This is a genomic window from Floridaenema fluviatile BLCC-F154, from assembly GCF_041929135.1.
In the GTDB taxonomy this organism is placed as follows: domain Bacteria; phylum Cyanobacteriota; class Cyanobacteriia; order Cyanobacteriales; family Aerosakkonemataceae; genus Floridanema; species Floridanema fluviatile.
In genome coordinates this window covers 143,164-166,229 of the sequence record NZ_JBHFNS010000087.1, presented here as the reverse complement: position 1 = coordinate 166,229, position 23,066 = coordinate 143,164, and the positions used below count along the sequence as shown (strand labels likewise).

Annotated in this window: 21 protein-coding genes and 1 pseudogene; 13 read left to right on the top strand and 9 right to left on the bottom strand. The window is 39.9% G+C overall.

What is annotated here, in order from left to right; translation table 11 throughout:
* Positions 1–36: 36 nt before the first annotated feature.
* From ACE1B6_RS24265 to ACE1B6_RS24250, 4 genes are all read left to right on the top strand, one after another.
* Complete coding sequence (locus tag ACE1B6_RS24265; protein ID WP_413259851.1) at positions 37–1,320, top strand: hypothetical protein; 1,284 nt, start codon at positions 37–39, stop codon at positions 1,318–1,320.
* A 66-nt stretch (positions 1,321–1,386) separates the two neighbouring features.
* Entirely contained in the window at positions 1,387–1,590 is a 204-nt protein-coding gene (locus ACE1B6_RS24260) for a hypothetical protein (protein WP_413259850.1), read from the top strand.
* A gap of 57 nt (positions 1,591–1,647) precedes the next feature.
* Positions 1,648–3,939, top strand: coding sequence for a phage tail family protein (locus tag ACE1B6_RS24255; protein WP_413259849.1), 2,292 nt, complete (start codon positions 1,648–1,650; stop codon positions 3,937–3,939).
* A gap of 1 nt (position 3,940) precedes the next feature.
* Positions 3,941–4,651: a hypothetical protein gene (locus tag ACE1B6_RS24250; RefSeq protein WP_413259848.1), complete on the top strand. Its 711-nt coding sequence runs from the start codon at positions 3,941–3,943 to the stop codon at positions 4,649–4,651.
* On the opposite strand, the gene ACE1B6_RS24245 is transcribed toward ACE1B6_RS24250, so the two are convergent.
* Positions 4,646–4,963 (bottom strand): hypothetical protein, encoded by a 318-nt coding sequence (locus ACE1B6_RS24245; RefSeq protein ID WP_413259847.1) that lies wholly within the window; start codon positions 4,961–4,963, stop codon positions 4,646–4,648. The two genes, ACE1B6_RS24250 and ACE1B6_RS24245, sit on opposite strands and share 6 nt — an antisense overlap.
* A gap of 95 nt (positions 4,964–5,058) precedes the next feature.
* Between ACE1B6_RS24245 and ACE1B6_RS24240 the strand changes: the two genes are divergently transcribed.
* Genes ACE1B6_RS24240 through ACE1B6_RS24230 form a run of 3 tightly spaced genes read left to right on the top strand, consistent with a single transcriptional unit; the run spans position 5,059 to position 7,182 of the window.
* A complete protein-coding gene (locus tag ACE1B6_RS24240; RefSeq protein ID WP_413259846.1) occupies positions 5,059–5,652 on the top strand; it encodes a phage baseplate assembly protein V in 594 nt (197 codons plus the stop codon).
* Between the two features lie 4 nt (positions 5,653–5,656).
* On the top strand, positions 5,657–6,022 hold the full coding sequence (locus ACE1B6_RS24235) for a hypothetical protein (protein ID WP_413259845.1): 366 nt from the start codon (positions 5,657–5,659) through the stop codon (positions 6,020–6,022).
* Entirely contained in the window at positions 6,019–7,182 is a 1,164-nt protein-coding gene (locus ACE1B6_RS24230; protein ID WP_413259844.1) for a baseplate J/gp47 family protein, read from the top strand. Before ACE1B6_RS24235 ends, ACE1B6_RS24230 begins: the two co-directional genes overlap by 4 nt.
* 84 nt (positions 7,183–7,266) lie before the next feature.
* Here ACE1B6_RS24230 and ACE1B6_RS24225 read toward each other — a convergent pair whose 3' ends face one another.
* The gene (locus ACE1B6_RS24225; RefSeq protein WP_413259843.1) at positions 7,267–7,755 is read right to left on the bottom strand and encodes a hypothetical protein; all 489 of its coding nucleotides are present in this window, start codon (positions 7,753–7,755) and stop codon (positions 7,267–7,269) included.
* A gap of 332 nt (positions 7,756–8,087) precedes the next feature.
* On the opposite strand from ACE1B6_RS24225, the gene ACE1B6_RS24220 reads away from it, so the two are divergent.
* Entirely contained in the window at positions 8,088–8,357 is a 270-nt protein-coding gene (locus tag ACE1B6_RS24220; RefSeq protein ID WP_413259842.1) for a hypothetical protein, read from the top strand.
* A 198-nt stretch (positions 8,358–8,555) separates the two neighbouring features.
* On the opposite strand, the gene ACE1B6_RS24215 is transcribed toward ACE1B6_RS24220, so the two are convergent.
* Positions 8,556–9,929: a DNA methyltransferase gene (locus tag ACE1B6_RS24215; RefSeq protein WP_413259841.1), complete on the bottom strand. Its 1,374-nt coding sequence runs from the start codon at positions 9,927–9,929 to the stop codon at positions 8,556–8,558.
* Between the two features lie 210 nt (positions 9,930–10,139).
* On the opposite strand from ACE1B6_RS24215, the gene ACE1B6_RS24210 reads away from it, so the two are divergent.
* Both ACE1B6_RS24210 and ACE1B6_RS24205 read left to right on the top strand, forming a co-directional pair.
* Entirely contained in the window at positions 10,140–11,336 is a 1,197-nt protein-coding gene (locus ACE1B6_RS24210) for a hypothetical protein (protein WP_413259840.1), read from the top strand.
* 31 nt (positions 11,337–11,367) lie between these two features.
* Positions 11,368–13,194, top strand: coding sequence for an ATP-binding protein (locus tag ACE1B6_RS24205; protein ID WP_413259839.1), 1,827 nt, complete (start codon positions 11,368–11,370; stop codon positions 13,192–13,194).
* Between the two features lie 223 nt (positions 13,195–13,417).
* Here ACE1B6_RS24205 and ACE1B6_RS24200 read toward each other — a convergent pair whose 3' ends face one another.
* Genes ACE1B6_RS24200 through ACE1B6_RS24180 form a run of 5 tightly spaced genes read right to left on the bottom strand, consistent with a single transcriptional unit; the run spans position 13,418 to position 18,032 of the window.
* Positions 13,418–13,927, bottom strand: a complete 510-nt coding sequence (locus ACE1B6_RS24200; protein ID WP_413259838.1) for a hypothetical protein — start codon at positions 13,925–13,927, stop codon at positions 13,418–13,420.
* A 26-nt stretch (positions 13,928–13,953) separates the two neighbouring features.
* Complete coding sequence (locus ACE1B6_RS24195; RefSeq protein WP_413259837.1) at positions 13,954–14,472, bottom strand: hypothetical protein; 519 nt, start codon at positions 14,470–14,472, stop codon at positions 13,954–13,956.
* A 6-nt stretch (positions 14,473–14,478) separates the two neighbouring features.
* Positions 14,479–15,873 carry a hypothetical protein gene (locus ACE1B6_RS24190; protein WP_413259836.1) on the bottom strand — a complete coding sequence of 465 codons (1,395 nt, stop codon included), beginning with the start codon at positions 15,871–15,873 and terminating at the stop codon, positions 14,479–14,481.
* A 43-nt stretch (positions 15,874–15,916) separates the two neighbouring features.
* Positions 15,917–17,380, bottom strand: a complete 1,464-nt coding sequence (locus ACE1B6_RS24185; RefSeq protein ID WP_413259835.1) for a phage tail protein — start codon at positions 17,378–17,380, stop codon at positions 15,917–15,919.
* A gap of 43 nt (positions 17,381–17,423) precedes the next feature.
* Positions 17,424–18,032 carry a phage tail protein I gene (locus ACE1B6_RS24180; RefSeq protein WP_413259834.1) on the bottom strand — a complete coding sequence of 203 codons (609 nt, stop codon included), beginning with the start codon at positions 18,030–18,032 and terminating at the stop codon, positions 17,424–17,426.
* A 1,185-nt stretch (positions 18,033–19,217) separates the two neighbouring features.
* On the opposite strand from ACE1B6_RS24180, the pseudogene ACE1B6_RS30185 reads away from it, so the two are divergent.
* The 3 genes and pseudogenes from ACE1B6_RS30185 to ACE1B6_RS24165 all read left to right on the top strand — a co-directional run.
* Positions 19,218–19,310: pseudogene (locus ACE1B6_RS30185) on the top strand (glycoside hydrolase family 19 protein); the annotation flags it as partial.
* A 111-nt stretch (positions 19,311–19,421) separates the two neighbouring features.
* Positions 19,422–20,015 (top strand): HNH endonuclease signature motif containing protein, encoded by a 594-nt coding sequence (locus ACE1B6_RS24170; protein ID WP_413259832.1) that lies wholly within the window; start codon positions 19,422–19,424, stop codon positions 20,013–20,015.
* 179 nt (positions 20,016–20,194) lie between these two features.
* A complete protein-coding gene (locus ACE1B6_RS24165; protein WP_413259831.1) occupies positions 20,195–21,871 on the top strand; it encodes a peptidoglycan DD-metalloendopeptidase family protein in 1,677 nt (558 codons plus the stop codon).
* Positions 21,872–21,980: 109 nt separating this feature from the next.
* On the opposite strand, the gene ACE1B6_RS24160 is transcribed toward ACE1B6_RS24165, so the two are convergent.
* The gene (locus ACE1B6_RS24160) at positions 21,981–23,006 is read right to left on the bottom strand and encodes a hypothetical protein (protein ID WP_413259830.1); all 1,026 of its coding nucleotides are present in this window, start codon (positions 23,004–23,006) and stop codon (positions 21,981–21,983) included.
* Positions 23,007–23,066: the final 60 nt, after the last annotated feature.

Here is a 23,066-nt window from a genome sequence, read left to right as displayed (position 1 = left end):
AGACCTCTTAGAGATATAAGCTAAGAGGTTATTTTAATGGCTAAAAGTAAAACTAAGGGAAAAGCTTTTGACCCTGTAAAACACCCTAGAGGAATAAGAGGACGCTTTACGACTAAAGCTGTTAAAGAAGTTCCTAGTAGTACTAGGTTAGCTAGTATTTTAAAGCTAAGAGAAAGAAGACAAATAGAACAAGCACACTTAGAGATATTAGCAGATATCGGTAGAGAGAAAAGAGCAAAACTTTTTAATGTGCTTAGTATTAAAGCTAGAAAGAATGAGAATGAGTCTCAAAATGAGAGTGTCCAAGATTCGGAAGTTGCAAAAACTAATACTAGAAAAGTTTCTAAACGCTTGCCAACTTTAAGACCTGTAGCATCAGAGGATAGTTTTATCGTATCCAGAAACGGGTTAGAACTATGGAAAAATAACCCAGATTTAGAAAAATTTGATGATAGTTTTAAGTACCGAGAAAGAAGGTTTACCTATGAGGTCGAGTATGAAGGAAAAAAGCTAAAACTTAATGAAAATAGGGGTATTATTCACTATCAAGGTGAGAGAGTTTATGGAGTTCCTAAACTTTCTCAAGATATTGATAAGGCTACAAATGAGAAGCTTTTTGACAACCTTATTGCTTACACTTCTCACGTAGAAAATGCAAAAAATAGATCAGTATCTCCCCCTGCTCCTGAGTGGAAACCAACAATACACGGCTCACCTGTTGATAAATCTTTGGTACGTTCTAAACGTGGTGAGGGGAACTATGGAGAGATGCAGTTACACCATATACAACAGTTTGCTAGGAGGGACTTTGCAGAAGTTGTAAGAAGGCACGAGTTAGGCGAAATAACATTAGAAGAAGCCAAGAAAGAAGCTAGTAAACTATTAACGAGAACTGAAAGAATAAACGGTAAAACTGGAGAGACAGAAGCATTTTATGAGATAAAAATTAAGTCTCAAAAAGATCGTGCTTATGTGGTTTTGGCTAGTGGTATCCATGACATAAACTCGCCTCTTTATGCAGCTAACCATCCTAGTTTGTATCATCCAGAGACAGGGAAACTACAACGGTTTGGCATACCTAAAACCGGATCAGATGGCTCTAGGGATAGCCATAATACTTTTAGATCTGGTTTCTGGGAACAGTACTACAGGAAAGAAGCGATTGCCATTAAGGATGAGGTCAACCGTAGGATAAAAGCGGGGGATCTGACTTCAGAGCAAGCTAAAACTCTATTAAACCAAGCTAGATCTAAGGCTCAACGGGCTTATGATGCCATCGAAAAACTAAGAGAGGACAGACAAGCGGCAAAAGAAAACTAACAACTTTGTTGACATACTTGGTTAACCTGTATAAAATAGTGATGTAAAGAGAAAGGGTTAAATAAAATGTTATTCAAGGCTAATGGTAAAGACTACGATACAGATGATATTAGCGAGATTATATGGGAGGGAGAAGAAGACGGACTAGAGTATTATGAGTCCGATCTTTATTACGTAGAGTTTCATGATGGTCTAGTTATTGAAGTAACTTTATCTGCTGAAGATGAAAGTACTAATACTTTACTAATGGATTGGATAGAAACTATGTAAGCATAAATACTGATGGACTAAATGACGTGGTAGCCATAGTTAGATATTCAAAAAGCTATGGCTCAAAATACGGTCACAGTTAACTTAGTTGCTAATAACTTTGTTACAGGTGCTATTCAAAATATTAAAAACTCTATTGGAAGTTTAAGCGGTACAGCTAACAGTTTTGCCGCTAACTTTATGGCTAACCTTTCGATGGTTGGCTTAAACCTTGCTATTAACAAAGTTAGAGAACTAGGTAGCACCATTGTAGAGACTAGTAAGCTGCAAACTACGATGTTAGCGACCGCCTCAGATGTTGGGACTAACTTAGGGGTCGGTTTTGATAAAGCTAAAAATGTAGTTGCTCAGACTAATGAGGAGATCGCTAAAATGGCGGCTGCTCTGCCTGGTACTACAGCCGGATACAACGCCGTTTTTAATAGTTTGGCTGGTACTTTGGCTAAACAGTTTAGAGGCGATACAGAGCAGTTTTCTCAAGTGGCGATGGACATTACAAAGCGCGTAGGGGTACTCGCTTCTATTCGTAATGTTGACCCTGGTCAGTCTGGGGCTGTTATCGAAAGGTTGATCAATGGTTCATCAGGTTTCGCAGAACTGGCACAAAATGACATTTTGCAGAAAAATGCTGTGTTTAAGCAGGCGCTAATAGATCAAATGACCGCGCTTGGTATTGACCAAAAGCAATGGAAACAGTTAAGTAACGATGTCAGGTTAGGTATTGTCCGAAAAGCTTTAACTGTAGCGACTCCAGACACTTTGATCGATGCTTTTAACGGGACTGTAGACAGCACGATCGAGTCTATTAAGTCCAACCTGTTCGATCCCATGATCGGGGTGTTTGGCTTTCTGCGAAAAGTCCCCAGTGCTGAAGGTCGGACGGTGATCGATGCTGTACAAGGCTTTTTACAAGCTTGGTTAGGTTTTTCTGAGTCAATGGGTAAGTTAGCATCGCGTCTGGGGTTTAACTTCGATCCATTGGAACCATTGATCGGAGTAATAGACTTTTTAGCTGACATCGGCAATACTGCCCACCTGCTAATCGCAGATAGCCCTCAGAAAGTTTTTAAGAACCTGAGTGATAACGTTGAGGACTGGGTAAAAAACTTTTCTAACAACTTCACTGATGCGATCGCATCTCTGCCCAAAGTCGATCCGGTTGCTGTTGGCTACTTTTTCGCTCAAGTGGTCAACCAAGTTAATGACCTGTTTAACTCAGTTCTGAATAATACTGACTGGTCTGCTTTAGGTTTTGCAGTTGGGGACTTCATCGGTAAAGCGATCGTTACTTTTGGGGCATATCTGGTAAGTAGGGACTGGTCAGATATTGGTCAGCAGTTTTTCGCAGTGGTTATGGCAGTGTTAAAACTATTAGGTGGTGTTATTTTAGGAGCTTTAAACGGCTTATTAAGCGCCGTAAGAACTAACCTCTATGAGGCTGCTATCAGACCACTACAGGACATTGAGAACGTAGTTAACCAAACTTGGCAAGGTATCATCAGGTTTTTTAAAGGTCTATACGATAAGGTAACTAGCTGGTTAACAGATATAGTAAACCAGTTAAAACCTCAGAACGTGCTTAGTAACTTAGGCGCTGCTGTAATACCGCAACCTGTACAGCAGGCGGTTAGCAGTGCTACGCAAGGGGTAAGCGGTATAGGTCAAGCTGTCATAGATGCTGTAACAGCGCCTATCAAAGGGTTAGGGAACTTAGGGCAAGGACTACTAAACCGCGTCACAGGTCAGCAGAATAAGCCAACAACTGACCAAAATAGACCAAATAACAACCAGGTTAGACCAACAGTTAACCAGTCTACCAATACAGTTAACCAGCGTAGCGTAACTAATAATACTCGCACGGTTAACCAAAATACTGTAAGCAATACCAGGAACACAACCAATAACAACCGAACTACAACAACAGTCGATCAGCGTCGCGTCAGTAATACTGTTAACCAAAATAGGTCAGTTGTTAACCCTGTTCCGCAAGTAAGACCAGTTTCGATAAACAATAACCCAAAAATACAGGTTAACTTGCCTAATGTATTGGCTAGTCTACCTAGACAGTTAACTGGTATTTCTTCTATAACTCCTTTGACTACTGGTAGAACTAACCCAACTGCTCAGAATAGAGTTAACCAGAGCCTAGTTAACCCTGTGGCTGCTTTACCCATCAGACAGCCTCAAGTTCAAAACAATACAACTAGGACTCAACAAGTTAACCATTTTAACCCTCAAGTTAATGTTGAGATGACAGGTACAGACGCTAACCCGGATGCTGTAGCACAGGCAGTTATGGACAGGATAACGGTAGGATATCGCAGCTTTTTAAGGCAGCAAATAGCGTAATATGTACCAGGAAAATGTAGTAAACAAACTAGCTAAAACAGAAGCTTCTCAGGTCTGGGGTAAACTAACAGGAACTAAGACGACTTGGGACTTTTTAGTAAACCCTGAGTCTATAGACTGGGATCATTCTGGGGAATATAGCAAGCTACCAGTTTTAAACACTGAGCAACCATTAGTTAAGTATAAATATTCTGAGAGTGTCGTAGCTTTTCCCAGAGTTTTGTTTGTTACCAAGGATAATAATAGGGACTTAGACCCTTTATTAAAAGCCTTAGTTGACTTAGTAAAACCTGTGAAAAATGGTGATAGTCCAGAGCTTTTAAAAGTAGAACTAGGAGAGGTAAAGATCGCTAGATCCTACTTGAAAGGGGTAAAAATAACTGAGCAACAATGGCGATCGGGTAAATGCGTAATGGCATCAGGTAGCCTTGAGTTTATCTTAGCGCCTGAGATACCAAAAGCAGTTATAGAAAGCAATAGCACCACTCAGTTAACCGAAAGAGAACAAGCAAGCAACGCTCAAAAAGTTAAAGATGCTGTGACCAACAATAAAACCTTAGCGACTCAGCTAAATGTAAAACCCAGTGATACCTTTAACGTTAACTCTAGTGGTCAAGTTTCTGTTAGTGGTATCAATGGGAGTAGAGTTAATATTGGTAGCCTTAGCGATATTTTAGGTAGTAGTTTAAGACCTGGTTTAAAAGGACTATAACTTTTCTTGGTATTTTGCCAAACGTCTACTGAGTTCTAGTTCTAAAGTGTTAATAAAGCCTTTTAAAATGCTTGTAGACTGGTTTACAGCTATTTCCATTCGGTAGTTTTGTCTGAGGTTTTTTATTAGACTCTGAGCGTCTTTTCGGCTCATCTCGGTATGTTTATACTCTGAGATAAGCTTTAGCATCTCCTGAGTTCTTTCAGCTTTAGAAGCATCAGCAAAATAGCCATTATAAACTAGGTCTAGGTCTATCCCATACCTTATCCGTAAAACTGCTGTTTCGATCGCTTCTTGTGCATCATTAACCATTACTTAAACCTTCTATTGCTACACCTTAGTTCTGAGGTTTCTTTAACCTTTCTTGTTTAACGATAACACAGGTTGACCTGTTATGTCTACATAAGATGGATGATATTTATCAGGCTTTATCACAAGCGGGTAAAGCTTTTCACGATGTACAAGAGCTTATCGGGCGATCGCAAGGAATACAAAGCGCCGTAGTCCTCAGAACTGACGATCCTGACGGATACGGTAGGATACAGGTTTTACTGCCCTCTAAGGCTGCACGATCGGAGTCTGACTGGATATATCGACTGATGCCTTGGCATGGTTTGAGCGTTCCCGATCCATTGCCGGGGGATGTTGCTATGGTTGGCTTTTTGGATGGAGATCCCCATAAAGGCGTTTTACTAGGTATCGTTACCAATGACGCTAACCCTGCTGATAAAGAGAAAAGATGGCGTTATTATTTAGGCGATAAAGTCTTTTTAGTAGTAACTGAAACGTATTTGAGCTATCAGGTAGGTAATACTTTGATCTACCAAGATGCTGAAAATGACAGCGTAACTTTAAAAGCGGGGGATACTACCCTAAAAATAGATAAAAATGGGGATGTAAACTTTACTAATATTAAAAACTTTAGGATAAACGGTAAACAAGTTTTAACTATTGGTTCCAAGGATGATGACGGAGATTACAGCATAACAAGAGGCTGGTAAAACTATGGCAACTACTAAAAAGGAAACTGGTTTTAACTACCCTTTGAGCTTCGATTCTTATGGCTCCATTCTGTTAGTTTCAGACTGCCCAGAAAGGGTTAAGCAGGCTATGTTGTCAGCACTATTAACCAGACTTGAGGAAAGGGTATGGTTTCCAGAATACGGACTGAACGATCGCGAGTTTAGAGCAGCTTACCCATTGCCGCAACAGCTACGCATTATCAGAGAATGCTTGGATATGGCTTTAGCAAGTTTTCCAGATGTTAGTTATCTTCTCAGAGGTGCGATCTTAGAAGGCGGTGAGGTTTATGTAGAGGTACTTTACCAGGTAGCAGAAGAGGAAGAAAAAAGCTTAGGTTTGTATTTATGAAATATGAGGATATCCAGAAAATACAGCTAGATCCTGATGATGATGAGGCATTATTACAACAAGCATTTTTAAGGGTAAAAGCTGCTAGTAATAACCGGATAACAGACTTTACTTTAGGAAGTCCTGTAGCTGCATTATTAGAAGGGCAAGTTTTTGCAATGGCTGAGTTATTCTGGTATTTAAACCAGTTACCAGAAGCTTTGGCTATTGAAGTATTTAGGTTAGCTGGTATTCAAAGATCTTTAGGAACTAAGGCAACCGGGGCTGTTACTGTTCTTTTAAATGCACCTTTACGAGATGCTTTTATCATTTCAGCAGGTTATCAAATACCTTACAAAGATAGTTATTTTGTGACAACTGAACAGCTAGTTATTCCAGCCGGGGCTATTTCTGGAGATGTGGCAATAGAAGCGGCAACAGAAGGATCATCTTTTAATGTTGCAGCTTACGGCTTAGTCGTTCCTAACCCTGGTTTAGCTTATGTACAAAGCATTTATAACTTAGAGAATATTGTAGGCGGTAGCGACTTAGAATCCCTAGACACTCTGGTAAAAAGAGCGCAGTTTGTTTTACGTTCTAGAGAGGTTTTAGTTTCTAAAGAGGACTTTGAACAGGCAGCACAAGACTTATTAGGTGCAGGTTCTAGAGTTACTTGTGTTCCTTTGTTGATGTCGAATAAAGAGACTAAAGCGCCGGGGCAAGTCCACTTATTTCTAGTAGATGGTAGAGGGGAACCACCTAGTTTAGCTACTTGCAATACTATCAAAAATGCTTTACAAGAAAGGTCTTTTGCTGCTAGTTCGCTTTGGGTATCTCCTGTAAAGTTAGAGCCTGTTTATGTAGAGGTGACAGCAACGACTGAGCAGATAAGTTTTGATTTAGCAAATAGATGCTATGAAGCTTTGAAAGAATATGTTAACCCATCTGGTACTTATCCATTAGGCGGTAGTTTGTTCATCAATGAACTTGAATATATTTTTAGAACTGTAGCAGGTATTACTAGGGTTGAGTCAGTTTTGATCGATGGTCAACCTTTAAATAGGGCTATGCCAAACCTTTATAGTACGCCACTTATAGACACTTTGGCAGTGTCGTTGGTTCAGCCAGATAGTGTTAACTACACTTATTATTTGGGTAATGGAACTGGAGATACTGACTAATAAAAACTACCCCTAGCATCAGCCGGGGGTTTATTTTTCTATCGCTGTAGTGAAACTCCTAGCTGTATTTGACGATCATGTTAATTAGTTCGTTGAAGTAGATGCAACAGGTGTTTTTCTAGTAGATTGTTCAGATTCCCATGATTGGCGGGACTCAGCTTCACGCTGCACGTTCAAAATTGACTCGCCAATCGGGTCAACTGCCTTTAAAACAACCTGTCCTTTGTTCTTACCACTCAGTTCGATCACTATTTCATTCAATTCGTCTGCCGTAATCCAGTAAAGCTTTTTGTTACAGAAAATTAAGTATTTACCTAAAAGGGTTGGCTCAAACTTGTTCATTCGGAGATACTCGACAACCTTCTTGATCTCTTGCATAGATAGTTTCTGCCTTAGAGTGGCAATGGTTCTGAGTTCCCAAATTTGGCTCAAGCTATACAGTACGGTTGGGCGATGATTTTCACCACCAAGCTTGGTGGGTTTAACAATACCAGAATTATCCAGACGGCTTAACTGTCCTGAACTGAGTCCCGTTAAGTATAAAGCTTGTTGTCTTGTAAATACGTTTTCCATATCTTGCCACCTGCCTTGCGGCTCTAACCTAAGCGTCTCAATGGAGTGATACAGTTTTCTACCATCGGGTTAAATTTTCGCTTTTTCTGTATTTGTGACCATCATATCTATTATTTGGGTAGCATTATTACTGTCTTGATCAAGAGATATACCGTCACTTTGTTTCGATTGTTGTCAGAACCGAAACAATATAGCTACAATAAAAGCGCTCAGAGTAGCCGCTCTAAGCGCTTTCTTACCCAAAACATGAATGCTTGGGGGATTTAATCTTCTTCTGGAAGCCTACCCTACGCATTCTTACAAAGTCAAGGCTTCCAGAAAAGGAAAGAGCTATGATTTTGGTTACTTATGACCTGAACAAACGAGGGCAAAACTACCAAAAGCTCACTGAGGCAATCAAGTCTCTGGGCGACTGGTGGCACTACTTAGATTCTACTTGGTTGCTGAAAACTCGCTTGACTACAGAACAGGTGGCAAATCGGCTCAAACAGGAGATCGACGATAACGATAGTTTATTGGTTATCGAAGTTAATCCGCATAACAGCCGAGGTTGGTTGCCTGAAGAAGCTTGGGACTGGATTTATGACCGTGTAAGTCGTTAGCTAGTCAGTTATTTATAGTTTGTAGAGTAAGCCTTTAGTAATCTGCTAAGGGCTTTTTTATTTGAATGTTCTATTTAAAGCTTAGTACACTTTCTATCTTTTTAGATTTGTAATTGGAGTGCTGTGAATCAATAGAGGTATAAGCACTATGTAAACCGTAATCAAAATTTGACAACAAGAGGTATTTTCCAACAACTTTTATAATAGTTCAGGTTTTCTGAAAACTACCAGACTTTCACGTAATCTTTGATTCTTTTGGTTACGACTAAAACGGTATTTGCCAATGCGAATTGCTACAAGCTCCAAACCAAGTGCCTGACCAATTTTTGCTATGAGGGTATCAACAGGAATGTATAGATTTCCATGCTTCGAGTTGCCAACTACACAAACAATATATCCGCCAGGTACAAGCCTAACCATCTGCTCCTTAAGCATTAAAAAAACATCATCAAAGTAACCTCGTATGACTCTAGGCGCTCGTGTTTGAGCATAGCTTCCAATATCTTGGCATCTTGCTGCTTTCTCTACTAAAAGGTGTATTTCTCGTTGACTCGGTGTGTCTTTCAGATAACTTGTACTGGGAATTCGACTTTCTGGATGAGAGCGAAAAGTTTTCTTTCTCAGTTCTTTCCAATCTGAGTAAGAGTTTATAAAGCCTGTTAGCCATAGCTCACACTTATATACTTCACTGTAATCAAAATTATTTAGATAAGGAGGAGAGTATAATATCAAACCAAATTTATTATGAACTATATTTTGAGACAAGAGTGAGTCCAGTTGTCGTGCATCCCCCTGCAAAACTTTAGTGTCCTGACTTAAGCAATTTTCCATAGCTATTAAATCTTCTAGTATAACCATTGTGCGTTTGAATAAAGCTTCTTTAGGAGTTATTACATCACGTTGAATATAGCGAAGCAAACGCCCATCTTTACGGAGGCAGGATACATCTTCAAGAGAAGCAACAAGCGCCAATATTAGAGCATCTTTCACCTCTGGTGTAGTTTTACGTCTATGTATAGCATCCCTAAGCCTAACCAATTCATAAGCATTTTTATTAGGGAAGTATTCTTCATTATGAAATGTAGTTAGTTCAGGCAGAGGAAAACGAGCTGATTTATTATCTTTAAGTACTCGTTTGAGAACCCTTTCCAACTCTTCAGGATTAATCTTGAACCATCCTGTCTTTACACGGCTTAGAAAAGCAATAAAAGGGTTAATTTCTACTCCAACAGCAGGTAATTGATTAGCTTGCGCTACTAATAAAGTAGTGCCAGATCCACAAAACGGATCAAGAATAGCAGGAAAGTTCTTAGGTGGTGCATAATCCTTTAAAATAGTTGTTACTAATTTATGTGAATATCCTTCCTTAAACTGATACCAACGATGTATAGGATATTCCATATTTTTCGTATAACTCATTAAATCCTGAAGAGAATTATCCTTAACAAAAGGTAAGTCAGATTCAATTTTAGAAAAAATGAGCTGCATATCTTCTGCAATAGGAGAAAGTTTTGAAATTTCAGCCGATTCTTGAGTATGGGAGTATTGACAATCAAGTAGTTTGTTAGTCACTATTGTTAATGATTTAATAAAGGTTTTTCTGATCGGGAATTTGCTAAAAAAGCAGGTTGTTTATACTCTTTAATTTTAACTTTTAAATGTCTCTAAGTAAATCTACATAAATTAATTAAGTAATTTTACTAAGAATGTTGTAGTTGGGGCTTCTAGATTAGTCATCAATATCAATATACGATTTAATCCCGATTCTGTATAATAAAAAATATGAGATTTACTGATCGTGAAAACCAATCAATAAAACACCTAGTTGCAATAGCTTGGAGTAATTTAGCTAACCATCAAGGAGATATTCTACTGATTCCCCAGCGCGATGTAGAACCAGAAAAGTTGCTCAATGAATCAGATAAACTAGCTAATGAATGCCGTCCAGATGAAGAGCTTCCCACTATAAACCTAACTGAACTAGGTAATGTTACTCGCATGAGCCGACCCAGAAGGCTTCATCCTCCTCCAATTATTGCTGTAGATGCTGGTGTAGTGAATTTGGGAAACTTAGCTAGAGGGGGAACAGTTTTTGCAGTCAGAGGAGCTGCTTGCTTATATACATCGGAAGGGAACATTATCATACTTCGGTATAACACAGGTGCAATAGCTATTGATAGTAGTAATAAAGTCAAAGTATTGCATGAGATGGGTATACGTCTAGGAGATCCAGGATTTTTTGTGAAGAAGATAGAAGAGGAGCCTTATTTAATAGACAAATCAGGTATTTCAGCTACTTCTAATCAAATACAAGATCGATTTCGCAATTTTACTGAAAGAATGATTCAAGAAGAAGCAGTGGGAATACTGAAAAAATATGGAGGAGGAATCCTTTTAATAGACGGTGCTTTACCAGCTAGAACTTTTGATACTCCCCAAGACTATATTCTCAATCAGAGCCGACGGAAGGGAATGTTATATGAATGTGATAGAAATAATATAGATGTTGTAGCTATTAGTAAAAAAACGAGGATTACTGTTGATGGTATTCCTATACAAAACCTTCTTACAGAAAAGTATGGTGTTGACTTTGTAGGATATGTTTCAATTAAGGATGCTTTACAGCAAGAACGTAAAAAAGCTAAACAAGCTGGAGAAAGTGTGAGAACTAGGGTGACTGTAGCAAAAAGAATGTATGCAGCTCGATTTGGATTTGGGTTATCGAGTATGACTTTTAGGGTAGATTTACATAATTGTCTTGGTAAAACAGCAGAAGAAGTCATTAACGATGTCTACAACTATTGCCGTATATATGGAGGATATCCTAAACCATTAATAGAAGCACATCATCATAGTTGTTTTTTATTTCAAGATTTTCAGAATATTTTAGCTCAGGCTACAGTCAGGTTAGGGGTTAAACCCCAAGAAGAGCCTAGTATGGAGGTTTTATTTCAACCTTTTGGCTCTTTTGGAAAATAGTTTAATTTGTAATCAAGTTTGGAATTGATGTATGACTAACGAAAAGACTACAGAGCAACAGAAAAAATCTCAAGGGAATAGTGGTAAAACTCCAGATTCAAGTGAACTTAAACCATCAGGTTTTCATTCTCCTGAAGTCGATATTGATACTCAATTGGAAGCAGAAGTACCAGTTAAATCTAAACTTTCAAGTGAAAATGCTGTTGATTCAGCACAACTTATGGAATTAACTGGTAGTGAAGGAAGTATAATTTTTTATCCTAAAGCTAGAGATTTTGAGGTAGGAGATGTTCTGTATTTGAGGGAAAGGAAGCAATCTGATGCAAATTACGAATCAAAAGAAAGTGAAAATGGGATAATTGTCCAGATAGTTTCTAAAGGAGTTGCTAGTTATCCGCAAGCCGATAGTAAAGCGTTATTTCGATTGCTAACAAATGCTCAATATAAAGAAATTCATCAACGTTCCCGCAATGAACCAAGGGAAATTATAGATGAATTTTTGATAGGTGAGTTTATTGTTCGTAACTCTATACAAAATGGGAAATGGAGAGAACCAGAAGGTAAGGTTGTAACACGAAATGTTGATATATTTCCTATAGATCCAGTTTTTCTAATAGATAATATTCTCAAAAAGGAAGATGGGTTGAATCTATGTTTAGGCTCTTACAAAAAGCACCATGTTAATGTTTATGCAGGAGGATTTGAAAAAGTTAATTTAATTACTGGTATGAAAGGAGGAGGAAAATCGCATATTACCAAAGGAATTATTCACTTACAAACAAATTTAGGTATGCCTTCTATTATATTTGATATTAATGGTGAATATGGTGAGCTTCCAAAAGCAAATAAATTTCGTCCTACTGTAGATCTAAAGTTTCGATTAGATCAACTACCTATACCAAGTATATTTAAAGTTTTTGAAAAACTTTCTTTGTTTAATACAACTGCTACAGATAATGCTGTAAGAGCTAATTTACCAGAAGTTATTGAATCTAGGAAATCGGCTGGTGGACTGCCAGATCTAGACTTTATACTTGAGCAAGAGAATGATGTTGTAGGAACTCAGGAGCAAATGCTTGGTGCTTATAGGCGTGGGATTAACAATTTGATAAGCTATAACCTTTTCTGTACAAAAGATGAAGCAAATGAAGAGGAAGCTGCTCGTAAAGGAAAACGTGATACGAAAACCGGAGTTGTATCACTTAGGACAGTCCTCTATAGAATGGCTCATGATATTGATAGCCAGGGTTCAGAAGGCAGTAAATCTCAAACTTTAAAGGAGCTTAGAAACAATGCAGGGGTCATCGTATTTGATATCGGCGGTCTTTCTCCAATTATACAAAGAGTCGTAGTTACCCTTGTAATTGACCAAATGAAAGAAATATGTCGTAAACAGTATGAATATTTTGAGAACGGAAAAATAGAAATTCCTATCTATCCCTCAGTATTTTTTGAAGAAGCACATATGTATATGGATGAGGGATATATCGATGAATTAATCCCTTTGATTAGACACTTAGGTATGAATTTATTTTTTGTAACTAATACACCAGGAGCTTTGCCAGACTCCGTTTTTCGCCTTGTGGATAATGTAATAATGACTCGGATGGTTAACCAAAAGGATATTGATAAGGTAGTCATTTGTGGTTTAGCTGATAAAAAGACAATACAGGGATTTGCAAAAGATCTACCTAAGTATCATAATTTGTTCCTAAGTGCGAGTAATGGCGCAACCAAGAACTTTCCACTAGTATTTGAAGTGAGAGATTTTACAGCCCCAATTGAAGACGGAGGAGAGGGTTTAACCAAGTCAGGAGTTACTCGCTCAATGTGGGAAGTGATTAAGCAAAAATTATAAAATTTGACTAATGTAAGTGAATAAATATGAGCAATTTCTTTCAAGCACAATAGTAGTTTCTGGCTTCTTTCGGTCTATAATTAAGTCGAACTACTGCTGAGAAATACAGAATTGACCTTTGAATGCCTAGAAAACATTTCTTATAGTCTTTACTGTCTCTAGATTCATCTTGTTGTTACATTTTGCTCCCCAACCCTAACAAAAGGATCATACTCATGTTTTTCTACTCTTCTGGATAGTCCTCAATATCTTCTGATTCTTTGGGTTTTCCCTCATGCGAACCACTCTGACATTCTTGTAACATACCTGCTGAAATATCCAAAACTCTTAAAGTATTTTTTAACTCTTCAGCTACTCTTTGAGCGTCATTATCAGAATAGTTAGACCTTTCTAAAATACGTGCAACACGGGCATTAGAAAGACTAAGCCTTCTTAGCGATGCTGCATTAGTTTCTAATACTTGCGAGTTCGTTCTAGTAGTTAAAGTTAAGGTTTCCATTAACCTTAAATGTTTGGCGATCGCATCTTTAACGCCTCTCCAAATAAGAAAACCAACTACACACCAAGAAACTAAAACAGCAAAAGCACCGCTATTAACGATCTTTGCTACATACTCCCAAGTTGTAACCGATGATGGTTCGGGGGTAGGTTGTTGAACGATAATAACCTTTTGATTAGAGCTTTCTTGCTGTTGATCTTGACCTTTAGCAGGCACTATATTAATGTTAGCCATCACCTAACCTTGAACACTTCATAAAGCTATTTAGTAATGTTTTTATTACCATCAGCCTTAACTGTTTCATTAGGTTGAGGTTGAGAAGTTTCATTAGGTTCTGTAGGTGGTTTAGTTGCTAACTCTTCCTCTCTTTGTTTCTGTTGTTGCTTTTCTCTCTCTATTTTATTCTTAGCGTGTTCTCTAAGCTTTTCTCTATATAACCGTTGGGTTTCCACATTGTTTTCATACCTAGCTATAAAATAGGCTAAAGTATCTGCAATAACAGGAGAAATACCGGATATTTCCCCATAAATAGCAGCAAAAACAGGGTCTTCACTAGCTTTTTCTATTTTTGGTTTATCGGGGATATCTTCAGCCCAACCTTTACCAGTCCAGTAAGCATTGTCTGAAGGTTTCTCAGGAATAACTTGGATCTTTTCCCCATCAAAATAAAGGTTATTTAAGGGCATTCTGTCAAACTCAAAAACCCTGAAACCTTCAGGTAAGTTATCTTTACTATCAGTTTCCCCTGCGATATCATTACCAACAACTAAAACCAGCATTTTCTATTAACTCCCAATAGGAATAAAAGGTCTTAAAATAAGTTTTCCGTTCTGCCCTGGAGTACCATCAACACGACTACCCGCACCGCCAAAACCAGCGCCAAAACCACCGCCTAAGTTTTTCGTGTAGCTTCCAGCAGCCTGACCTGTAACACCACCAGAAAGCAGAATATTAGCGCCAGAAACGTTGTTATCAGGACTAATAAGAACTACATAGCCACCACCGCCACCACCACCACCAGCCCCACTGTTATAGTCCCCAGAAGCTAACTGAGCGTACCCATCGCCACCAGCGCCACCTTTGACAGAAACAGTTGCAGACGGGGAAACAACGACCTTAGATAGGCTACTCAGTAGGACTAAACCACCCGATCCACCACCACCGCCCGATCCGTTACCATAGCCGCTAACTACTTTAGGTGAACCGCCCTTATTACCATTGGCAAAAATACCACCGTTCACCACGATATCTAAAGCAGCCTCAACCCAAAAACCACCACCACCTTCACCACCAGGAGCAGTAACCATCAAGCCAGTATTAGAAGTAGAGCCAACCGGGGAACCAATAACATAACCACCAGTACCGCCCGATCCGTAAGCTTGCCCACCATAACCATAAGTAAACGTCCAGTTATTCGATCCTGCTCCTGTAGCACTTGCAGAACCCGCACCGTGACCAGCTACACCACCAAAAGCACCATAACCATTAACAGGAGTACCATAGGAAGAAGCGCCGGGGGCAAAAGGTGTAACGTTGACAGTCCCATCAATACGCACGTAACCAGAACAGTATATTTTCGCCCACTTATCAATAGTGATGGTTACACCAGCCGGAACAGTAAAGTTTCGGTAATAGTACAAACCTTGATCGAAAGTTTCCCCATTGGTACACTCTTTATCTGTAACGTTAGAACCACCAAAAACCTTAATAGATGAGACTCTTGGCATAATATACTTGACCGCCAAAGAGCGTAAGTCAACGACCTGAGAAATAGCACCGCCTGACGTGATCACCTTGGCAAGTCGCATCAATAAAACTGGTGGGTTATCTGAGATCTTTACAGTGCCATCAGTGTCAACATATACATAACTAGTTTTATTATCTGGCGCTACTAACTGACCAGCCGCAACCGCAAAAGAAGTACCATCAGGCAGAATAACCGAGCCTGCATTATAAGCCAGCGTCAGACCAGCAACTTTCGATACTTGTAGAGCTTTTTCGATCGCATTGAAACGAGGTTTAATAGCACTCGGATCGTTAGATAGCTCATCATCTATTATTCTGCGATGATGTCCTAGATATTGCGGTTGATCGTCAAAGATCTGATGAAAAGCTAAATAAGCAAGGTCAGGTGTCCAAGCATCACCCTCAGAAAATGGGGTATCAGGATATAAAGCCATTTTTAGTAGTAACTTTTTAAACTTTTAACTACTACTAAAATGTCTAAACGCCAGCATAAATAATGTAGTTTATGGCTATGCTTGGCTGAACGTTATTATGTGCTGCACCGCCACCATTATTTACAGTACGGTAATGCAGGGTATTAATGAACTGTTGCCAGTATCCGTAAGAACTATCCGAATAATACAAAGTATCATAGTACTCGTAAAAAGTAGTACTTGAGGCTGCTTTGGTAGGGTAAGGGTTAGAGCCGTAAGATCCTTGATACTGCATACATTTTTCTACTATGTGGTTATGTGCAGGCATTTCGTTAGTAGTTAAGGTCACAGTTGCCGCACCGCCTACACCTCCTAAAGTTGTAGCCCAAGAGTCTGAAATGTAACTACCGTAAGATGGTGTACCTTGGTTGGTTTCACTGTAATACCGCCCTATCAGAGTTTTACCTCTCAGGTCTGGTAGTCTGAAATATTGAGCGTAGTCGCTATCAACAGCGCCGTAAGTATTACCGATCGCACTATAAAGTTGAGCGTACTTGGTCTTATCGATCATACTTCCGTCACACCTTAGCCATTTAGCCGGGATCGAAGTACCAGCAAAAGCAATGATAGTACCGATCGGGATAGTTACAGGAGCCGGGGCATTTTTTAAAGGTGCTAGTTCCCCTTGTACCCATCCCGTGTTAGCGATGAGTCCAGAGTTATTACCAGCCGGGGGAGAAGGTACGGTAGGAAGTCCAGAGAAACTAGGGCTATTGATGGGAGCGCGATCGCTTGGGATATCAGTTTTTCTGGCTAAAGTTTCGATAATATCCCTGAGTGCGTTCATGCTAGGGGCATCGATCCGCCCATCCCACAAAGTAGCGTCATAGGGAAGATCTACCCCAGTTGTGCCTGCTCCTGTATCACCTTTATAAGCAAGCAACTGCCAAACTGTAGAGGGACTAGCAGGCGTTACCCCAGAAACAGCGATCGCAGAACGGCAAAAATAACTCGATCCTGCATAGCTGACTACATCACCTAAACGATACTGACGATCCGCCTGATACTCGCCTTTAGACCTAAATATTTGCTCTTGCAGTGCAGACCAGAACATAGTCTCATTGTAGAGCCGTCGAGTGATGGTAACGATCGCAGCCGCTAAAGCATCCCTAGTTATCCCAGTAGGCATCAAGTCAGTTAAGCGGATCGGTGTACCTGAGTCTGGTACAACAGCATGAAAAGGCTCTCCTACAGCAACCAAAACAGTTTTAGTTGTAATAGTGCCATCCTCAGCAGTCTCAGTTACTTCGGTATTCTGTAATATTTCAAATAAGTAACTAACTTTAGAACCTTCTGTCTGTTCTAAGTTTAATGTTGCTTGTCCATTAACTAAAGGAACTTCAACAGGAACAGAAACGAACATTTTGCCCGTTCCTTGGTTGCCTACAGAATAGTCTAAAGTTACCCTAATAGCACCATTTAAAGGCTGACCACTAGAGTCATAAAGATCGCATAATACTTGAGTCATTTAAGTAGTTCTTTTTAACTTCTAGAACTACCAAGTAAACTTGTTAAACAGGCTTTTCAAACATTAGATCGCCTATACGACTAGTACCCATATTGAAATAAGGATAACTAACTTTAGTCTCTACAACAGCCGGGGCATAGTTCCTTAAACTTCTTTCGACTTCTTTCCAGTGTTCCCTTTGTCTGGGGTACTTAAAAGGCACTCTGACCACCAGCCGCAACCTTTCCGACTCGTACATTTTGGCACTAGCACCCATCTTAAAAGTCAGATAAAGTCTAGCTTTTGACCAGATATCATATTCTAACTGGTGAATGTCTAAAACTTTTTTGATACAAGCTAAAGTCCCCTTGGTACGCCAAAGGAAAACATGAGCATATCTAATAAAGTCCCGTTTAACTTTAGCAGACCATCTTACGTCCCAATAGTTACCAGACATCCCCACCAGAAACGCTAAATAGTCCAGCAAATGATCTGGACAAGTATCGGGGTCTAAATATTTATAAAAGTTCTCTAACTGTTCCTTTTTCTCAACCAGCTTCCTATCAGTCCAACTAGTTAGAGCGTCAGCTACTTCGTTATCCTGGTAGTTTTTCTCAGGCAAACGATAAAATACTGGTCTTCCTTCAGACCATGCTTTTTGCCCATCATTCATTTATTAAACCCTTAAATAAGTTAGGTATAGCCGTTAACGTCAAGCTTTCTATACCTACCTTGTGGCGTGAATAGCACTCACCTGTTAGCAACACATCCTTGATGTACACTCAGTTTATATCACCTACTGAGTCAGTGCTACCTTATACAACCAAAAGGGTTTTTAGTCTGGATAACCTCAGTTAACCATGCCCGATCGTTTATCTCGGAAGTTCATCTAGTGCTGTTCAACTAGCAGTCAGAACGGGGATCGTAGAAGATCCTGTAAGTGGTAGGACTACTCTAGGCTTCTTATACTTTGAGGTGTTTACTACTTCACTACAGATCAGTCCGTCTTCGGTCTAACGTGCCGCTACGGTAGGCTTATGGCATCCCTGCTCTAACTCTTACGAGTTGGGTTTACCTACTCCCAGAAAGTCTATCCTTTCAGTCTTAGCTGTTGGTACTTGCCCTCTGTTCTAGGGAGCTATCCGAAAATAGCCGTTGCTTACGCCCTTCTTCCCTTCATCCCGTACTAAGTAAAACCTAGCAGTCGGATGGTTTTTACTCACATAAACTAAACAGCCTTCAAAGGTCTTGTTTACTGCCTTAGCGGTTGGTCTGTCGTTAAAGCAATGTTATTACCTCTGACTCTTTAAAGATAACCCTTGTTAACCTGCTTTGTCAACCTATATGAGCAAGTATTTGTACTCAACTTTAACAGCTTAGTTTTGGTTGCTAGTCAGGTTTATTTTTAATGGCATTTAAGATAACAGTCACTTTAGAAGGTTTCCCGCAAGTCTGGGAGACAGGCAGAGAAATATTAGATGCTTCTGTCACCCTTGGACAGCAAGAAAAGTCTAGTAGTTGTCAGGTAACTATTGCCGATCCTACAGGCAGTATTGCAGCCGCAATGATCAAGCATACTCTAGCAGCCGGGGGTATAGCTGCTCTGCCTGGTAGTTCTGGCTCTACATCAGGGGTTGCTGGTGCTACAGCCGATGGGACTCAACTGGTTACAGTACAGCCTGGTAACTACCAAAAGCAGGGGACTAGTAGTAATGGTGAAGTGATCTGGAGTAATGCCCCAAAGTCGGATGCTGAGTGGGAACAGTCGATCGTCAGGGAATGTCTGAGGCAAGGGGTAACAGATAAAGGTCAGATCGCCTATATTCTCGCAACTGCAAAAGGCGAGTCTAGCATGGGTAGGGACATGGTAGAGAACGCTTCCGGTAGTGCATACGAGGGTAGGCGAGATCTGGGGAATACTTCACCGGGGGACGGACAGAAATATAAGGGTTAAACTTTGGCTCTTGTAAAACTCCTCTAAGTCAGTGGACATCCATCATTTTTGTTAGTTATAATTTAACTAGGTTAACCAGTTTGGTTAACCAGTAAAATAACAACCAAAATGGACAATACTGAGCTAAGACGGGTAGAAGGTACAAATAGCTATTTAGTATCTGCTGATGGGAAAGTGTTTAAGAAGTTGAAACATAAACCTAGAGCGCGTCAGAGACAGGATAATAAAATATTTTATCTCGATAGTTACTGGGTACAACTAAAACCTTACCCTTGTTCTAAAGGTTACGTGAGAGTCGAAATAGACGGTAAAGCTACGGCAATACATCGTTTAGTTGCTCAAACGTTCATACCTAACCCAGATCAGAAACCACAAGTAAACCATCTAAATGGTGTCAGAGATGATAACCGAGTAGAAAACTTAGAATGGGTCACTAACCAAGAAAACTCCATACACGCTATTGAGCAGTTAGGTAGAAAGCCTAGTTATGGGGGTAGGAATAGAAAGGGTAGTGAAAATAAAACAACTAAAGTTCTCTACGATAAAATACAACATCTCTTAGAAACTACGATGATGACTAAAGAAGAAATAGCTCAAGCTTGTGGTTGTAGTTATCCAGTAGTAAAACGCTGCCATTCTATCCGTAAAGTGCAACGACTATCTCAGTACGATCATAGAAAAGCTCGTACATCAAGAGAGTAGGGGGTAAGCACCCTCGAAACGGGGAGCAACTAGCACACTGGTTGAAGATATAGTCTGAACTGTAGGGCAACTTACAGAGGGTTAGCGGAAGCGGCTAACCCGTAACACATTTGAGAGGTTTAGTACAGATCACAGGTAAGGGGAACTATCAGAGGTTTTCTAAGCTTACTGGTACTGACTTGGTAGCCGATCCCGATCAAGCCACACGCCCGGATATTGCCTTATTTACGATGGTCTACGGCATGAAAAACGGTACTATAACGGGTGCTAAGTTGGGAACTTACGTAAACGGGGAAAAACGAGACTTTTACAACGCAAGACGGACAGTAAACGGCATTAGAGCCGATCAGGTTGGCAAGTACCAAGCATGGGCTAATGAATACTACAGCCAGATCGATCGCCTCATGAGTACAGCCAAGCAAACACCTTTAAACCCTGCTCCCATCAACAAAACTACTATCGAGCCTAAGAAAACTGAGAATAAGCAAACTAGTCAACCTGCAAATACTACTCAAGATCCTTTAGCTACTTCTGAGGTTTACAAAGGTTCTAAGCTAACAGTCTCAGCCGAAGGGTACAACTGGGAGTTTTACCACCAAGGAACTGAAACCGACGATCAAGGAATGACCAAGATCAACGGGCAAGGTATTAGATGGGTGCTATCTCGACGCGATCGCAACAAAACCGAGAAAAGCCTATCGCTTAAACTACTGGCTGAGAAAATAGCCAAAGCACACGGGGCAAAACTGGAATGGTTAGCAGACTTCGATCCTCAGTACACCTTCATCGATCAGACTGGTATCTCTGACTATGCCCTACTAAAAAGAGAGGCTGAACAAAACGGCTTATTTGTTTCTGAGCAAAACTTAGTAATAACTATCAAAAGCTTGAGAAACATTCAGGATAAGCAGATAGTTATCAGCCCTGGTAGTAACCTGATCGGCTATGTTATTCAGGACTTAGCACTAGACAAGCTGAAGGATGACCAAAGCTCATCGTTAGTACAACAGGACGCTAAGGTAGAGCTTGATATACTAACAGGACAGTTTAAGCAGGTTAAGCCAGAAGTCGATCCGGCAAAAGACAAGGCTAGTACAGGGAAGAAACAGGAAGAGGCAACAGGTACTTTAGCGCCGGGGCAAGATGCGATCGCCAGTCAGCAGAAAGGCAGAGTTAAGCGCGTCCAAGGTTTACCCAGTCGGTTTACTGTCGTTTCCGATCAAGCTGTTCTAGGTCTTCAGCCGTTGGATGCTGTCAGAACTACCGGACTACCAGGGGTTTTATCTCGCATCTGGTTAGTGGACTCTGTAACCCATAACTTAGGCGATGGAACCACAGATATTAACTGTTACAGTCCTATTGAAGTTATTGGTGCTGTTTCTGATGTCTCAGGACTAACAGGCAGTTCTAGTTCTCAAGGCTCACAGGAGGCTTTAGCGCCTTCCAGTCCGTCTGGTTCCTTCATTCATGGTACTACTGGAACTATTACAGATCTCAGACGAGCAAGGTCAGCAACTCGCTTCCATCATGGCATCGACATTGGAGCGCCTACAGGAACACCAGTAGTAGCATCTAATGATGGTGTAGTAACCATTTCAGGTGTTCAGTCCGGTTATGGCAATGTTATTTACATCAAGCATCAAAACGGAATGACTACCAGGTATGGACACTTATCACAGTTAGGCGTAAGAGTTGGTCAGCAAGTCCGACGCGGTGAACAAATAGGAAAAGTAGGCAACACAGGACGGTCTTTTGGTAGCCACTTACACATAGAATGGAGAGATGCCAACGGTAACAGCTTAGATCCTTCTCAGGTAGGTCTACCAGTAACTAAAGGTCAAAAAGTTAGTCCATAGCGACACCAGGAGTTAACATAGCTTAGTCAACAAACTGCATTTCTTTGTATTAATATAAATAGCCTATAACCTTGTCGATTATAGGCTTTATTGTTTTGCTACGATGTTTTTATGCTGTTAAGCTGTGGTCAATAAGTCCTAGTTTCACCTTAGCTTTATTAACTTTATTTGCTATTTTCTCTAGTGTATCAAGTGGTAAGTTTTCATCGGGTAAGTCATTCTGGTAAACCCCATCACCTAATAGTAGACGAGAACCAATATTATAAGCCTTAGCTGCTGTTAGTTCATCTTGGAAATAACCGAAGCAAACTTCTTTATTTTTAACTTGCATTCTAGCCTTATAACCACCTTTAGAGTACTCATTAACACCTTTATACTTATTTTTTGCATCAGCTTTACGAGCTTTCTTTTTAGGTTCTCTGTTAGTTCTCTTTATCTCATTTTTCAACTTTTTAACAGTCTTAGCTTGTGCTAGTTTCTTATTCTGTAGATCAGTTTGTGTTTCCTCATACTTTAACCAGTTATCTAACATTACTGATAGCTCCTGGTCATCCACAGCGATCGCATAGTAACCTAACTCACGACTGAAACCATAGGGTTTAAACTTATTAGACTTTAACCCATTTTCTTCTTCAGGAATAACTCTTAAGTTAGCTGGGTAGTTAAGTCCACAAACTAAATGATGGTTAACCGGATCAATATGATCAACGACATACTTAACCCCTGTAACCTTTGTCATATCTTGAGCGTGACTGTAGAACGCTTTAATAGAGTTTAACTCATAGATGTTAGTAGCTGCGGTAACTGACAACCGCCTACGACCAGTTTTAGCATTAAATATATGAGGGTTCTTAACTCTGTATTCCCGATGTCTTTTATTGACAGCTTTACGGTTGTTTTTATGCCATTCTCGCATAGTTGCTAGTTCTTTATCTCGGTTCTTTTGATAGGCTTTCTTACGTCTTTCCTTACGGCATTCTTTACAGATGTGATTATATGTAGGGCTACCATCTTGTTTATAGTGTGATACTAAAAACTGATCGGATAACTTTTCAAAAATAAGATGACATTTGCTACATTCACCGTCTTGTAATATCGGTCTTGTTCTCTTAATATCACCTCTTCTGTGAGCCACGCTATACTTTATGATGCAGCTTTTACAATGACTTTGGTAGTTAGCAGATCCATCAGTCTT